Below are 16,423 nucleotides of genomic sequence, written 5' to 3' on the forward strand. Positions count from 1 at the left end.
TCCGTGTGAGAACAGTTTTTTTACATTTTATTGAAAACGTTTTCAATTTTAATATTCTGTCTATTTTAAAAAGCTTGAATTAATCTCATATTGTGATATATTTGATTCCGTTGTGAGATACATTCACAATTTAGACAAACAAATTAAAGGACGTGACATAGATGAGTTGGACTTCGATTGTGGCAATTGTCTTACTTGCTATTATCGCATTGATCATTTTAGTGCCAATCGTATTCATCATTATTTTCGCACTAACAGACCGTAAGCAAAACCAACATGCCATTTTACGTAACTTCCCTGTTTTGGGTCGTGTACGCTATATTACAGAAAAAATTGGGCCAGAACTTCGTCAATATTTATTCGACGATGACAATAAAGGAAAACCTTTCTCTCGTGAAGACTTCCTACATATCGTACTTCCTGGTAAATATTTAGGCAGCGTCATTTCATTCGGTTCAAAACGTGACTTTAACGAAGCAGGATTTTTCATTCGTAATGCCATGTTTACGAAACAAGTAGATGAAATGCGTGTCGACAATTCAAAAGTGATTGAATCAAAAAAATACGTAATCGATAATGAAAGTTTGTTCGGTCGTAAAGAACATGCAGAAACGGTAAAAGTAAAACCGTGGTTACTACCTGAAGAAGATGCAATCGTATTAGGTCCAAATTGCCGCGAACCATTCCGCGTACGTTCAATGGTCGGTCAATCGGCAATGAGTTACGGTGCGCTCGGTAAAAACGCTATAACGGCCCTTTCTAAAGGGATTGGGATGGCGGAAGGCTCTTGGATGAATACCGGTGAAGGTGGCGTCTCTCCACACCATTTAGCGGGTGGCGCAGACTTAATCGCACAAATTGGTTCCGGTCTTTTCGGTTACCGCGATGAAAAAGGCGAATTTAGCTTTGAAAAATTAAAAGAAAAAGCAGCAATTCCGCAAATCAAAGCATTCGAAATTAAATTAGCACAAGGGGCAAAAACACGTGGTGGCCACGTTGAAGGTGATAAAGTAACACCTGAAATCGCTGAAATTCGTGGTGTAGAAGTCGGTAAAACGATTAATTCACCAAACCGCTTCCACCAGTTCCATGACCTCCCTACACTATTTGATTTTATTGAAAAAATGCGCGACGTCGGTGGCTTACCAGTCGGCGCAAAAATCGTTATCGGTTCTCCAGAAGACGCTGATGACTTCGCACGTTACATGAAAGAATCAGGCAAAGGCCCTGACTTCATTACGTTAGATGGCGGTGAAGGTGGTACAGGTGCAACATTCCAAGACCTTGCTGACTCTGTCGGCTTACCGCTTCATTCTTCTATCGTTTTACTAAACGATGCGCTTGAAAAATACGGCGTGCGTGATCGCGTGAAAATTATCGCTTCTGGTAAATTAATTACGTCTGACAAAGCAGCAGTCATTTTAGCGTTAGGTGCAGATTTAATTAACATTGCACGTGGCTTTATGATTTCTGTCGGCTGTATTATGGCACAAAAATGTAGTTCAAATGAATGTCCTGCAGGTGTCGCAACGACTGACCCGAAATTACAAAACGGTCTTGTTATTGAAGAGAAAAAATTCCGTGTCACAAACTATATTATTAACTTACGCGAAGGTTTATTCCGTGTTGCAGCTGCAGCCGGAATCGACTCACCGACAAAATTCAAAAACGAACATATCGTTTACAAAGATGATGAAGGTCGCGTTTACACCGTAGAAAATTTAAAGAAAAAATAACGAAAAAGGCTTTCCGATGTTGTCGGAAAGCCTTTTTATTATTGTATCATTTCTTTTAACGCAATACGTTCTACCGCTTTTGCGACAAGTTTATGCACATTATGATCAAGTGGTGATGGTACGAGGTCACCGCTACGCGTACACTCAACGAGCGCTTCCGCTGCTGCGACGAGCATCGGATACGTAATGTCTTTCGCATTGGCATTTAGCGCCCCACGGAAAATACCTGGGAATCCTAAAATGTTGTTTACGAGACGACCATCTGCTGCATACGCTGCCCCTGCTGCGACTGCTTCTTCTGGGTCAATTTCTGGGTATGGATTTGATAATGCTAAAATAACTTGTCCTTCACGTACAAGAGAAGGATCAATCAAACCTTTCACCCCTGTCGTCGCAATGACGATATCACATTGTTCCATAATTTCTTCTACAGAGTTCAACACTTTACCACCATATTGGTGTAAACGCATGACAGCACTTTCTTGTGGGTCCGTACCGTATACTTCTTTGACACCATACGCCATGAGCATACGACAAATCGCTAAACCAGCTGCCCCTAAGCCGATTTGACCGATGACTGCATCTTTAAGATCAACGCCTGCATAACGACATGCAGAAATCGTTGCCGCAAGTGTGACAACGGCTGTACCATGTTGATCATCGTGCATGACTGGAATATTTAACGCTTCTTTTAAACGTTCTTCGATTTCAAAGCAATGTGGTGAACCGATATCTTCTAATAAAATACCGCCGTAGCCTTGTGCAATATGTTTCACCGTTTTAACGACTTCATCTGGGTCGCTCGTGTCTAATAAAATCGGTACACCGCTAATGCCCGCAAGTTGATCGAACAATACCGCTTTCCCTTCCATAACAGGCATCCCTGCAACAGGACCGATATTACCGAGTCCTAAAATCGCTGTACCGTCTGTCACGATGGCTACAGTATTACCGATACTTGTGAAATACGAGGCTTTTTCAGGTGAGCGTTGAATTTCTTGGCATACACTTGCAACCCCTGGTGTATAAACGCGGCGTAAATCTTCAATTGAATGTAAATCGATACGGCTAGACATATGAATCTTACCGCCTTCATGTGCTTTTAATACATCATCTGAGACGGCGCGTACTTCAATGCCATTCCCTAATGCATTAATCCCTTTTACGATAGCTTCTAATGCTGTCACATCTTCTGCAGTACACGTAATATCACGAATCGTCGATAGCGTCCCTACTTTTAATGTTTTAATATCGCCAATGTCGCCACCATGTGTCCCAATCACTGTCGTTACTTTACCAAGGTTCCCCGGTTTCGACGGCGTTTGAACGATTAAATTTCGCATAATATTTTGTCCAACCATGACTTGTCCCTCCAAAATTCCAGCTTCTATCTATGATTTATTCTTATAGCTTTCCATTCTAGTACTACTGTATCGAAAAGTAAACGTTTTTTGCATTATTCCACCATTAATCGTCATAATAGTCTCTATTTTCTGATTTATCATATTATAGAAGACACCTACACCATATTTATCAAAATGTTATCACTATATTCAATGGTTTGTTACATATTTATGTCATCTTTACTATACAGATAGTGAAAAATAGAAAAGGTACCATATTTATCTTATATACACGATAGAGTTTCATTACATATTAAAGCGTTTACATTCCTCTACTGCTATCGACTCATAAAGCTTTTTTTTCGTTTTTTTCAGAAAGTGCGATATTTTTTTATCATATTTTATAATTTATTATAAAAACAATTTATTTTAAAAGGCCTTTTTAACTGTAAAATTTTCAAAAAATTATATATAAAATTTATTTAGTTATTTATTCCGTGTAAATAAATCATTATTTGGTTCTAAAGACCTTAATAAAAAATAACTAAAATCACGACGTATATCTATTTTCGTCCAATATTCCCCTTTTGTCCGAACCCTCTTGTTGTTGAAATCTTTTTTCAATAGAATGAACACATAAAGAAAACCGATAAACTTACAATACATTTACTGACATACATGAAGGAGGACAGTCCCTATGAAAAGAGGCTTATATTCCGCTATCGCAATTGGTGCCGTATCAATGGTATGCGGCCAAAATGTAGAGGCTGCTAACACATCAACTTATACTGTAAAATCAGGCGACTCTTTAGGAGCAATCGCTGTAAAATATCATACATCGACAACATCACTTCAAAAATTAAACAACTTAAAAAGCGATGTAATTTATGTAAATCAAAAATTAAAAGTTCCATCAATATCTTCTAAAAAAACGACATCAAAAACGACGACCAAAAAAAGCACGTCAAATACATACACTGTAAAATCAGGCGACTCTTTAGGTTTGATCGCTATCAAACATAATATGTCGGTTGCACAATTAAAAAAACTGAACAATCTAACATCTGATATAATTTATGTCAGTCAAAAACTGAAAGTATCAGGCTCAACGACATCAACAAAAACGGCGACAAAGTCATTCACAACGAAAACATCATCGACAAAAACAACAACTCCAAAGTCGACAACGACACAAAAAACTTCTACAAAAACATATAGTGTGTCAAGTGGAGACTCACTAGGTGCTATCGCTGTAAAATATGGCATGTCTGTGTCTGCTTTAAAAGCACTTAACAATTTAGACTCAGACTTAATCTTTATCGGTCAAAAATTAAAAGTGTCAGGCTCAACAACGACGAGTCCAGCATCTTCTAAACAATCGATAACAAAAATGACTTTAACAACGAAAAAAGAAACGAATGAAGTGTCTTATTCTACACAACGCGTCTTAAATATCGCCAAAAAATATACAGGTGTCCCATATTTATTCGGTGGTACAACACCATCTGGTTTTGACTGCTCTGGTTACATTTATTATGTGTATAAGGAAGCTGGTTTAAATTTAGGTGGTCGTAAAACAGCTGCTGGTTATGCATCACTCGCAAAAGCTGTTTCTTCACCAAAAGTTGGCGACTTAGTCTTTTTCGAAGGTACATATAGCGGTATGGAAGGTCGCATTAGCCACGTCGGTATTTATTTAGGAGATGATAAATTTATCTCTGCACTAAGCAAAGGAATCGGTATTTCAGATCTGAAATATTGGAAAGATTCTTTTGTAAGATATGGTCGTTTATAGAAATTCTCAATAGAGAGGTGCCGTTTTGACGGTTTCCTCTCTTTTTTAACGTTTACAAAAATGATGTTTATTTGATGTTAATTTTATGTAATGAAAAAAAAATACTATTTTAATCATTTATTTTTTGAAAAAACACCTTTGTTACACAATTGTAATACAACTGTAACTGAAATGCGGTTGCGGCTCATTCTCAATTTCTATAAAGTTAGCCTTAGGAAATTTAAATTAGACATTTTATTAATTACTATATACATAAAACATTGTTTACTATTTGGAGGAATTATTACATGAAATTTAAAGGACTAACAACAGCATTCGCAGCTAGCGCACTTGCTTTATCATTCGCATTTACATCGGCTAACCCCGTAAACGACACAATTCAAGCACAGGCTTCTGAACAAGAAGAAACATACAGTGCAACAAAATACGTTTACTCTTACGACGGTACATTAAACGTACGTAAAGCAGCTGATGTAAAATCTGATAAAGTTCAAACATTAAAAAACGGTAAAAAAGTAAAACTAACTGCTAAAAAAGTTGTAGACGGTACTACTTGGGTATACGGTAAAGCAAACGGCAAAAGTGGTTGGATGAATGCTTCTTACTTAGTATCTACGAAAAAAGTATCTGACGTTTCTGACGTGATCGCATTCGGTCAAAAATATTTAGGTACACCATACGTTTGGGGTGGCACAACACCATCTGGTTTTGACTGCTCTGGTTTCACAGGTTACGTATACAAAAACGTATTAGGTAAATCTTTACCACGTACATCTGGTGCACAATATTCAGCTTCAAAACATATTTCTAAAGATGCTGCACAAGTTGGCGACTTAGTATTCTTCTCTGGTAACGGTCGTTCAATTACACACGTAGCAATTTATGCTGGTAACAACAAATTACTTCATGCTGCCGGCAAACAAGTAAAATATTCTGCTCTATACGATGGCTACTGGAACAAACGTCTTGTAGGCTTCGGTACATTCCGCTAATTTCGTAATTTCTCACAAAATATAACAATGTATAAAAAAGCGCCGATCACTCTAGCAACGAGTGATCGGCGCTTTACGTTCGTTTTAAAGCTGTTTTAGTGAATGTCATAGTATTTAACGAAAAACATAAACATATCGCTTAGAAAGCAAAAGAAGGACCTCACGATGAATGTGAGGTCCTTCTTTTTATTGTGCTGCGTCTGTTTCTACTTCTTCAGTTGTTTTATCATCAGTAGACGATGTGTCGTCGTTCTCTTCTTCTACACTTTCATCACTGTCTGTTGTGTCATCCTCTGCAGGTGTTTCAATTCCTTGCGGTGTAATACTATCATCGTCTTCCGTTTCTTCTGTATCTTCCGGTGTTGACGGTGTTTCAGTACCTTGTGGAGAAATGACCTCATCAGCTGTATCGGTAGAACTATTCAGCGTAATATCTTTTACATAGTAAATATCAAATTCAAATACATATTGATACGTTAAGTTTTGAACGAGTTGTTGTTCTTTACCATCTTTCGTATAAGTCAATGTTGATTTCACATCGACATTCACCGTATCACCTTCAACACGAGGTGTACCGACAATATCATATTCGATTGATTGATTTGATTTATCTGTCGTTACGTAATTATCGTAAATTTGAATCGCTTTATTCACTGCTGGGCTATCCGGCTGCATTAAATTCAAGTACGTACGTTGACCGTTGAATTTAAACTCTTCTTCAATGAAGTAATATAGATCTCCTAAATAACCTTTTAGCATCGCGAAGTTATTTGCTTCGTCATCAGCGATCGTCATTTCTGGTGTCATTTCATCTTCTTCATCATGTCCACCAAAGACAATTTCTTCATCGTACGTCGCCCATTTATTCACAAGGTCCATCACATTAGCCATCGGAATTGAGTAACCAATTTCCGGATGCTCTGTTAAAATAATTGAGTTAATGCCAATGACATTCCCTGTATTCATATTAATTAATGGACCGCCACTTGAACCAGGCTCTAGACGTGCTGTAATTTCATACAAATTACGATATGAATAACCATCTGTGAAATTCGCACCGACACTCGTAATTTTACCTTCTGTCGTTGTACCTGCTAATTTATGAGGGCTACCGATTGCAACAACCGGTGTCCCAACGACTGCTTGTGCCGTATCAATGACCATCGGGTTTTTACCAGCTAAGTCCGGTACACGGATAAGCGCCACATCAGTTGTATCATCGCGGCCAATCACACGACCATTTAATTCTTGTCCTGTGCTATTTACGACAACAACGTCCGCTGAGCTATCATCTAAGTTTACGTATTCGACAACGTGTGCATTTGTAATAATGTCACCTTTTGTATTGAATAAGAAACCTGAACCTTGCTCACCTGTCGCGTAGATCGTATACACTTGCGGTTTTGCATTCGTTAAAATTGTGTCTTTATTGTCGACAGGCATGCGGATTTCTGTTTCATCTTCATTTGTCGTTTCTTTAGAAGATTCTGTCGTCGTTGGTCCCGTCACTTTATCAGTGTCCGTTACCGTACTACTTGCACCTTCTTCGTCATTTCCTTTATCTTCAATATCCTCGACAGATACTTTTCCTGCCTCGGATGGTTTTTCTTTTTCTTCTTTACTACTACTTTGATCCTTTTCCGCCGTTTGTACATCATGAATATTTTGATTATCCTCGTTCGCCGATTTATCGTTCGTAACTAGCGCATAAATGCCAAAAGCTACTGCGAGTACCAAAATAAGAGAGATGACAATTCGCTTAATGGATGCTTTTTTTCGCTTAGCGCGTCGACTGTTTGCCACGACATCCACTCCCCTATTCCTTTGAAAATTAATACTAATGCATATTGACGTATTGCATAATCCCGAAGTTTCATGAATAATAGTTTTTAAGTAAAATTTTCCAAAATATGCGGAAAACATGTTTGTTTATATGGAAATTTACAAGTTCTATCATAGCATATTTTATTAACATTATTTGACGAAAGGTTGATTTTTTTGAAAAAGTTTTTACCACTTTTATTGGCTACTTCCCTACTTGCGGCGTGTTCAAACAATACCGCTGATACGACTGAAAAAGTGCAAACAACAGAAACAAAAACGACGGCTCCTGCCACAACTGAGGAACCAACAACAGAAGCACAACATGAGGAAGAAAAAACGACAATTCGCCTTGCGATGATCGGTGACGTTTTACTCCACACACAAATTTTATACTATAAAGATTACACACCGGCATTCAAACCGATGGAAAAAACGTTACAAAACTATGACTATTTGATTGCAAACCAAGAATCACTCGCAATCGGTAATAAATTCCCGCTTTCAGGCTATCCACGCTTCTCTAGCCCTGCTTTTATTATCCGTGACGTAAAAGAAGCTGGCGCTGATATGTTGAACCTAGCGAACAATCACATTTTAGACCACGGTGAAGCTGCACTCCGCACTGAATTCGAAAACATTGAAAAATACGACATACCATATGTTGGTGCATACCAATCTGAAAAAGATGCGAATAAACCACGCGTTGTCGATGTCGATGGTATTAAAATTGGTGTCGTTAGTTATACATACGGCACAAACGGCTTTGAAGTTCCAGCTGGCAAAGATTATTTAGTTAATTATATCGATGAAGCAAAAATTAAACGTGACATTAAGAAAATCAAAAAATTATCAGATGTCGTCGTCGTCAATATGCACTGGGGTACTGAGTACGTAACGCAAGAAAATGATACACAGCGTCATCTCGCAAAAGTCATCAACAAAGCTGGCGGTGACATTATTTTCGGTGGTCACCCACACGTCATTCAACCTTATGATGAAATCGTCGGTAAAGATGGGCATAAAACAGGTGTCTTCTATTCAATCGGTAACTTCTACGCGACAATTACAAGCGGTGTAGAAACGATGGTCGGCGGCGCTGCGAGCTTCCGTATTACGAAACAAGGCGATGAGGTCACAGTTGATAAACCTGTATTTAAAGCATCGGCAGTTATCCAAGAAAACGGTATGTATAAAGTGTTCCCTCTAGCTAAAAAAGAAGGTAAAACATTATCACCGCATACAGATTTACAATGGGTTCAAAATATTATGGGTGATAAAGTAATCGTTAAATAGCTGACACATTTCTCATGTATAATAGAAGAAACACATTTAAGTGAGGTTTTTCTATGAATACAGTGTCAATTCTCGATATCCCTGTTGCACAAACGACGAAAGCCGAATTTGTGCCGCATGTGATCAACGAATTACAACATACAAACAAGGCTGTAACGATTGTGACGGCGAACCCAGAAATTATTATGCTCGCAAAAGAAAGTCATAACTACGAGCGTTTATTAAAAGCATCAAGCTACGTCGTGGCAGATGGCATCGGTGTCGTTATCGGCGCAAAAATGCTCGGGACACCAATTCCTGAACGTATTCCCGGCTACGAGCTTGTGCATGAATTTATGAAAACTGCTGCACCTGGACATAACCGTTTCTTCTTCTACGGTGCAAAACCAGGTGTCGCACAGCAAGCAGCTGAAAAAGCAAAACAATTATATCCGCATATTGAAATCGTCGGCGTTTGCGATGGCTATGGCAATGACGGCGACGGTGATGAAGTGGCGCAACGAGCAGTGGACGCGAAACCAGATTTTATTTTCGTTGCAACCGGCGCGCCAAAACAAGAGGAATGGATTGCGCTACATAAACAGCAATTCCCGCATACAGTGATGATGGGCGTCGGTGGTAGCTTTGACGTCCTGTCAGGCAATATCGACCGCGCACCAGACATTTTTATTAAGCTGAACCTCGAATGGTTCCACCGCTTAGTAACACAGCCTACACGTGCAAAACGTATGCTAAAAATTCCACAGTTTTTATTAGAAGTACAAAAGAAAAAGCGTAAGTAATATAAAAAGGCGAAGATCCGTATATGGACCTTCGCCTTTTTGTTATTTATGATGCAGAATGCAAAAAAAGAAACCCACTAAGGGGTTTCTTTTTAAATCATCGAGGGATGATTATTTTGTTGCAGTTACAGTAGTGCCAGTTGTTAAAGCATTACCTTTTGTATCTACAACATCTACTACTGTGTTAGTTTTAGAAATTGGAGCAACCTCTACAGTAGTTGTTTGTAACACGTTATAAGAAGCATCTAAAGTAAGTGTTACTTTGTCATTTGCTACTGCTACGTTAGTTACAACCACTTTACTACCGTTCACAGTTACTACGAAGTCTTGTTTTTCATCTACTACTGTATCTAGTAATTCAGCTGATTCAGATAATGTTAATTCAATTTTGTCGAATTTAGTATCATCGCCTGTAACAGTTACTAATTTAGCTGATTTTAATACAGGAGCAACATTATCAGTTAAAGGTACTTGTTGGAAGAACGCTTTTGCTTCTGTTGCTGACGCTGAAGCTGATGCACCATCAATATTTTTAACGTTCGCTGATACACCTAATTTGTAGTTTGCATCTGCAGGAACTTGGAATGAAGCAGGTAAAACAATATTTACGTGTTTTTTATCATCAATAAAGTCGATAGTTGTGCCTGCAGGAAGTGCTGCATCATCTAAAGTATAGTTTGCTACATCTTTAGCTGAATCTGTTAAATCTTTATCTGATTCTACAGTAATAACATTTTTATTAGCAGTTACTTTTGGAATGAAAGTAGCTGCTACTGAAGAAACTTTTACAGATACAGTATCTGAAGCATTTTCATTATTATCTGTGTCTTTCACTAAACCTTTTGGTAAAACTACATCATATTCGCCATCAGTTAAAGCTGTTGCAAAAGTTAATTCTAATTTAGTGTTTTTATTTTGAGTATCTGCTACTACAGCTACAGTTGGTTTTAATGTAGTTTGTACGATACCATCTTTCTTAACTACGATATCATTTTCTTTCGCAGTTACTGCTGTAATTGCTTCATCAAATGCTACAGTAATTACTTTTTTATCAGCATCAAGAGTCACTAAGTTTTTAGATAAAATTGCTGGAGCTTTAGCATCTTTAGATAAAGTTACTTTACCAGTATATGCAGAACCTAATAAACCATTAGCATCTTTATAACCGTCAAATGAAACAGTTAACTCTACAGATGTTTCGTTGTCGTTGTAAAGTTTTAGTTCACCGTTTTCTGATTCATCAACTGTGATTGTAGCTGACTTTTTATCAGCAGATAAAGTACCATTTACACGATCAGTAGCAATTACGCTAGAACCTTTTTGTACTTTTAAGTTTTTAACAGCTGTTGCTAAATCATCACCATCTACAGCTTTGCTGAAATTGATAGTGAATGTGTTTGAGTTTACAGCTTCTACTGATTTCACTGTTGGTGCTGAAGCGTCAGCTACAACTTTATAAGAAGCTGTTGCTGTACCAGTTTCATTGTTAGCTTTATCTGTGATTTGAGAGAATACTACATTGTACTCACCAGCTTGAGTTGGGGCATTTGTTAATTTGTATTCATAGTTTCCAGCTTCATTTTTAACTGCGGCACCTAGAGTAACAGTATTACCATTAATACGGATGTTCGTTACTGATTGAACTTCTTCAGAGAATGTTGCTACAACATCAGAACCATTAAATTCTACTGATTTCACTGTTGGTGCTGTTTTGTCTGAAAATACTAGGATAGATGATTCGAATTTAGCTACTTTTTTATATTCAGTAGTTAATAAAGAATCTTTAGTAGAAACTTTGATTGTTTGGTTGTTTTCTACAGGATTTGCAAAGCGAACTAATACTGAACGACCATCTTCTTGTAATTTAGCTGATGTAGCTGCTACTGTTGCACCATTCACTAATACTGTATAGTTAGAAGCTGTTTCAGCAGATTCTTTATTTAATTTAGAGTTTGTTTTTACTAATACTTCTGTTGGGTTAACAGTTTCTACTGTTTCCACTTCAGGTACTGCTGGTTCTGCTACAGTTACAGTGATTTCTTTTTTGCCTTCGTTGCCGTTAGCATCTTTAGCAGCGTAAGCTACAGTGTATTTACCAGGAGTTTTAGTATCGATTGATTTTACTTCTTTACCGTCGAAAGTAATTGTAGCTGTTGCTTTTAATTCTTCGCCAGAGTTGTCTTTAACTGTTGCTAAAGCATCAACGTCTACTGCTGCTGAACCGTATTCTACAGTTTTGTCTTCTGCAGTGATTTCAGGAGCTACTTCGTCTTTAACGCCGTCTACGAATACTACGCCGTCTACGTCTTTACCGTTTAATAAAGCGCCATCTACGTATTTTTTGCCGTCTTCAGTACCAGTGAATAATACACCGTCAACGTATTTTTTATCTTCTTTAACGCCAGTGAATAATACACCGTCTTCGTAGTATTTACCGTTTGTTGATACGCCTGTGAATTCAACGCCTTTTTTGTATTTAACACCTTTGTAAGTACCAGTGCCAACTACGCCGTTTTTGTAGAATTTGCCGTCAGCTTTTGAGATACCAGTAAATTTAAGACCTTTTTGGTATTTAACGCCTTTGTAAGTACCAGTTGAAAGAACACCTTTTTTGTAGTATTTACCAGAACGTGTACCAGTATATTTTTTACCGTTTTTGTATAATACTTTTTTGAAAGTTTTGAAACCTTTTACAACTTTACCAGTTTTAGCGTTAACTAATTTACCTGATTTGATTTTGTAAGTTGTAGCTGCTGAAGCTGATGGAGCTACCGCTGTTGCTACTACTGATGTACCTAGTGCTACTGCTGCTGCAGTTTTTACGAATTTTGCATTTGCCATGTGAAATTCAATCTCCTTTGATTTGCATAATTTAAAATAATTAAATGAATCACCGAGGAAGTTCGGAAATATTATCATACTAAACAATATCCCACGTGATGTTACCTCTCTGTAATCCTTATCGACTATATTAACACAAAATGAATCGTTTTTTTAACAAAAGTAAGATTTTTTTAATAAATCTTTAGATAATAATATATTAAACCTAACATTTTTCTATTATTTGGAATAAAAAAAGGAAATGATTTAAACTATTTAGCATACATCTATCCTTTTATTTCCATAAAACAAGGATTTTTTAGATGAATGCACACTGTTCGGGTAAACTTATGTCTTTTTATCTCGGTCTGTCACCCCAAATAATATACCACATTCATACTTAATAAGTATATTAATTCCATTTTACAATTAATAAAAAGGTATTTTAACAAAAGTCCTTTGGCTTAGAAATATTCGTAAACATTATGTAATTTTGACCCAAAATGAATTAAACATCATTTTAATATCATTTTATATACTGTTTTCTGTAAACAAATTGTAATCATCTTGAAATAAATCATCTAGGTCAGTCACACGTTTATTTTAACAATGAAAAAAATTCTCGTTCAAATGACAAAAAAAGAGTAATCGCGCAAAGCGATTACTCTTTTAACTGTTTATTCTACGACAGCGAAGATACCTTCTTCATCGTTGAATTGTAGTTGGATAAGTGCTGCATAAGGATCCATGTTATATTCAAAATCAATCCAGTTACGAATTGCTTGAATCATATCTCCTTTTTGGTAAATGACTGTTTCGTTATTTGCTTCAGCCTCAGCACCAAACTCTTCAGGTTCGCGACCGTCATGATCGTCATACATTAATTCGATCATCACATCTTCGGGAATTAAGTTTTTTTGTCGTGCATGGTATGTGCACAATGCATTAATGACTTCTTGCTCGTCTAAAATTAGTTGTTCCATCGTTTGTCATCCTTACGATCATCATGTTTGTTACGGTTTTTGTTGTTACGGATCATATTAATTAAGCTAACGACTAACATGATCACCACTAAAATACCGATGACGTTAATTAATAGGCCTAAGATTTCGCCCATGCCGCCCATATTACCAAGCATACCGCCTAATAATAAACCAGCTAGACCACCTAACATTAAACCTTTCATCAAACCACCACGATTTGATTTTTGTGCAGCAGTTGAATTGTTTGCTTTTGTATTATTTGTGTTTGCTTTCGTTGAAGCATTTGAATTTGTTGCATTGTTATTGTTGTTATTGTTATTGTTTGTAGAATTGTTGTTATATGATTTCGAGTTACCAAAACCAGATTTACCAGACTTGTAACCTTTTGCTGAAACAGTTGTTGGATTTTCTACAACGGCTGTGCCTACTGTCGCAAATGATAAAGTTGCAGCGAACGCCGCAGCTAATAATTTTTTCAATGTAAAACCCTCCTGAATTATGCTTACACCTATTTTAACATCTTCACAACATCGTTGAAAATAATATACATATGTATACGTCATAAAACGTCTAAAAGTTACAGAAATGTTTCAAGAAATATAGAGTTTCTTCCATTATATATGTCAATTTATTTGACACCTTTTACATGCTATTTTGTCATCGTTCCGCAACATCCAACCCAATTATTGTAAAATGATACTTCCTTACTTAATTGTTACGTATGTATACGTTCCTTTCGATGGTTGTTTTTTACTCGTCACGCGCAAGTAATAGCTTGTACCTTTTGGTAACGCCGTTTTCGATTGAACGACTAATTTTTTATCGAGTGCTTTCACTGTTACGCTTCTTGTTTGACCCCCAATTTGCATCAAGGCAACACGTGCTTTTTTTAACGTTTTCCAATCCATATCTTTATTTGGTTTAATCGTAACCGTTTGTTTGCTTGCAGATTGTTTAATGTTTGGCTCTTTCGTGTAACGTTTTAATTGCTTCACTAAATACGCTTTATGACTCGTATATAATTCTTTATTTACAGTTGTTTGAACGGTTGGCGCAATACCTTTTTTGTGAATGACTGTATTTTGTGGTCCTCTAAACTCTGCAATCGTCAATTTTAAAAATCCACCATCACTTAATTCAAACATTTGTTGCATGACGCCTTTACCGTACGTTTTTTGACCATAGATTTTTGCAGTATGCTGATCTTTATAAGCCGCTGCTGTCATTTCAGATGCACTTGCTGAATTTTTGTTAACTAATATCGCTAATGGAGCGTCCCAATGTACTTTTTGTTTATTCGTACTTACATAATATGTACCTGATTTCATTTTCAATAAGCACACAACTTTGTTTTCTTTTGATAAGCTCACGATATTTTCTGCAGCCGAAACATCGCCACCGCCATTGTCACGTAAGTCAAAAATGTATCCTTTAATGTTGTCTGGCATGTCTTGAATCGCACGTGCCACTTCTTCCCCACTATCTGAGGCAAAAGAATTCAGTCGAATGTATCCGATACGTCCGGATAACACAGCTGTCTCTACATTTGGAATGTTTACGACGGCTCGTTTTATCGTTTTCGTATACGTTTTTCCAGTAGATGGACGATAAAATGTTACTTGAACAGTCGTCCCTTTTTTACCTTTCAGTTGTTGTGTCGCTTCTTCTAATGACACATTCGATGTAGACTGTCCATTTACTTTCGTAATAATGTCATTCGTTTTTATACCTGCTTTTTTCGCTGGACTATTATTAAACACTTGTAAAATTTCAATCCCTTTTGCATGTTCAGAAACGCTAATACCGATGCCGACAAGTTTACTTTCTACTTCATTGTAAAAGCTCGAAAACTCATCTGCCGTCATATATAAAGAGTACGGATCGAGCTGATCAGATAACTGTTTCATCGATGTACTTTTTTTGACTTTAGAAGCGTCAATTCCTGGATAATAATATTCATTCACATATTGTTTCATTTCTGTAAGTGCTGGCGTAGCAGATGCTTGAACTTGTGTCTGACCCCATAGTGTGAATGCAGCGAGCGCAGCAACGAATGTTTTACATTTCATATAATTCCTCAATTCTTTCCATCTTTTGCTTTAATTATAACGCTCTTTATTTTTAGTCGCTATGGGCTGGAATATGTACTTCAATCGCCGTTTTCTTGAACTACCCCCACTTAGCCGTTCTTCGAACGTTGCTTGAAGTGGGAGATTCCTACGAACAGTGCTTGCTTGTTTCCACTTACCCGAAACAGCGGCTTCACTTTTTTAGTAGGCTATCCCCGTAGTTCCTACGGTTGTTGTTTCAAAATTCTTAGCCCTTCGGCTAAAATATTACGACTTGCATTGATGTCACGTTCTAGTGTCGTATCACAAGATGGACAAGTCCACTCACGAATATCCAATGTTTTCTTGCCATCTCGATGACCACAGGCATGACAAAGTTGGCTCGATGGATAGAATCTTGAAACTTTGATAATTTCTCGTCCATACCATTTTGCCTTGTACGTCAGTTTTTGCACAAAAGAGGGCCATGACACATCACTAATTGCTTTTGCCAACTTATGATTTTTCAACATGCCTTTTGTGTTTAAATCTTCAAGACAGATAACGTCATATTGATGAATCAATGCCGTTGTTAGCTTGTTTAAAAAATCTTCTCGTTGGAAAGCAACACGCTCACGCAAGCGAGCCACTTTACGACGTTGCTTTTGGTAGTTCATGCACGCACGTAAATCACGCTGATCTTTTTTCGCTTGCTCGTAGCGACGAGATAACTTACGTTGCTCACGTTTTAACTTTTGTTCCATCTTAGCCGTAAAGCGTTGGTTATCCACCTTACGTCCGTCAGAT

12 protein-coding genes are annotated in these 16,423 nt (G+C 37.3%); 5 read left to right on the forward strand and 7 right to left on the reverse strand.

The features are described from left to right. Positions 1–161 precede the first annotated feature (161 nt). Positions 162–1,736 carry an FMN-binding glutamate synthase family protein gene (locus tag KMHG_RS03215; RefSeq protein ID WP_010286887.1) on the forward strand — a complete coding sequence of 525 codons (1,575 nt, stop codon included), beginning with the start codon at positions 162–164 and terminating at the stop codon, positions 1,734–1,736. Positions 1,737–1,774: 38 nt separating this feature from the next. On the opposite strand, the gene KMHG_RS03220 is transcribed toward KMHG_RS03215, so the two are convergent. Beyond that, the gene (locus tag KMHG_RS03220) at positions 1,775–3,097 is read right to left on the reverse strand and encodes an NAD-dependent malic enzyme (RefSeq protein WP_010286889.1); all 1,323 of its coding nucleotides are present in this window, start codon (positions 3,095–3,097) and stop codon (positions 1,775–1,777) included. A 679-nt stretch (positions 3,098–3,776) separates the two neighbouring features. On the opposite strand from KMHG_RS03220, the gene KMHG_RS03225 reads away from it, so the two are divergent. Together KMHG_RS03225 and KMHG_RS03230 are read left to right on the forward strand one after the other, a co-directional pair. Further along, entirely contained in the window at positions 3,777–4,874 is a 1,098-nt protein-coding gene (locus tag KMHG_RS03225) for a C40 family peptidase (protein ID WP_010286891.1), read from the forward strand. A 287-nt stretch (positions 4,875–5,161) separates the two neighbouring features. Next, on the forward strand, positions 5,162–5,866 hold the full coding sequence (locus KMHG_RS03230) for a C40 family peptidase (RefSeq protein WP_010286892.1): 705 nt from the start codon (positions 5,162–5,164) through the stop codon (positions 5,864–5,866). 186 nt (positions 5,867–6,052) lie between these two features. Here the strand turns inward: KMHG_RS03230 and KMHG_RS03235 are convergent, their stop codons facing one another. Further along, positions 6,053–7,669, reverse strand: a complete 1,617-nt coding sequence (locus KMHG_RS03235) for a S1C family serine protease (protein WP_010286894.1) — start codon at positions 7,667–7,669, stop codon at positions 6,053–6,055. A gap of 195 nt (positions 7,670–7,864) precedes the next feature. On the opposite strand from KMHG_RS03235, the gene KMHG_RS03240 reads away from it, so the two are divergent. Together KMHG_RS03240 and KMHG_RS03245 are read left to right on the forward strand one after the other, a co-directional pair. Beyond that, positions 7,865–8,983 carry a CapA family protein gene (locus KMHG_RS03240; protein WP_010286897.1) on the forward strand — a complete coding sequence of 373 codons (1,119 nt, stop codon included), beginning with the start codon at positions 7,865–7,867 and terminating at the stop codon, positions 8,981–8,983. A 53-nt stretch (positions 8,984–9,036) separates the two neighbouring features. Then, positions 9,037–9,765: a WecB/TagA/CpsF family glycosyltransferase gene (locus KMHG_RS03245; protein WP_010286900.1), complete on the forward strand. Its 729-nt coding sequence runs from the start codon at positions 9,037–9,039 to the stop codon at positions 9,763–9,765. Between the two features lie 111 nt (positions 9,766–9,876). Here the strand turns inward: KMHG_RS03245 and KMHG_RS03250 are convergent, their stop codons facing one another. From KMHG_RS03250 to KMHG_RS17300, 5 genes are all read right to left on the reverse strand, one after another. Further along, complete coding sequence (locus KMHG_RS03250; protein WP_010286903.1) at positions 9,877–12,606, reverse strand: immunoglobulin-like domain-containing protein; 2,730 nt, start codon at positions 12,604–12,606, stop codon at positions 9,877–9,879. 656 nt (positions 12,607–13,262) lie between these two features. Then, a complete protein-coding gene (locus KMHG_RS03255; protein ID WP_010286905.1) occupies positions 13,263–13,568 on the reverse strand; it encodes a DUF2653 family protein in 306 nt (101 codons plus the stop codon). Beyond that, a complete protein-coding gene (locus tag KMHG_RS03260; RefSeq protein ID WP_010286907.1) occupies positions 13,556–14,047 on the reverse strand; it encodes a hypothetical protein in 492 nt (163 codons plus the stop codon). The genes KMHG_RS03255 and KMHG_RS03260 overlap by 13 nt, the downstream gene beginning before the upstream one ends. A 225-nt stretch (positions 14,048–14,272) precedes the next feature. Continuing rightward, entirely contained in the window at positions 14,273–15,637 is a 1,365-nt protein-coding gene (locus tag KMHG_RS17295) for a S41 family peptidase (RefSeq protein ID WP_010286908.1), read from the reverse strand. A 224-nt stretch (positions 15,638–15,861) separates the two neighbouring features. Further along, positions 15,862–16,423 (reverse strand): RNA-guided endonuclease TnpB family protein (locus tag KMHG_RS17300; RefSeq protein ID WP_010286911.1); only part of this gene is annotated, 562 nt, incomplete at its 5' end.

The sequence above is a fragment of the Kurthia massiliensis genome (assembly GCF_000285555.1).
Classification (GTDB): Bacteria; Bacillota; Bacilli; order Bacillales_A; family Planococcaceae; genus Kurthia; species Kurthia massiliensis.

Excerpts from the sequence above, each read along its gene's own strand:
- KMHG_RS03250 (WP_010286903.1), bottom strand. The coding sequence starts at position 12,606 with ATGGCAAATGCAAAATTCGTAAAAACTGCAGCAGCAGTAGCACTAGGT.
- KMHG_RS03215 (WP_010286887.1), top strand. The coding sequence starts at position 162 with ATGAGTTGGACTTCGATTGTGGCAATTGTCTTACTTGCTATTATCGCA.
- KMHG_RS03245 (WP_010286900.1), top strand. The coding sequence starts at position 9,037 with ATGAATACAGTGTCAATTCTCGATATCCCTGTTGCACAAACGACGAAA.
- KMHG_RS03220 (WP_010286889.1), bottom strand. The coding sequence starts at position 3,097 with ATGGTTGGACAAAATATTATGCGAAATTTAATCGTTCAAACGCCGTCG.
- KMHG_RS03230 (WP_010286892.1), top strand. The coding sequence starts at position 5,162 with ATGAAATTTAAAGGACTAACAACAGCATTCGCAGCTAGCGCACTTGCT.
- KMHG_RS03225 (WP_010286891.1), top strand. The coding sequence starts at position 3,777 with ATGAAAAGAGGCTTATATTCCGCTATCGCAATTGGTGCCGTATCAATG.
- KMHG_RS03255 (WP_010286905.1), bottom strand. The coding sequence starts at position 13,568 with ATGGAACAACTAATTTTAGACGAGCAAGAAGTCATTAATGCATTGTGC.
- KMHG_RS17295 (WP_010286908.1), bottom strand. The coding sequence starts at position 15,637 with ATGAAATGTAAAACATTCGTTGCTGCGCTCGCTGCATTCACACTATGG.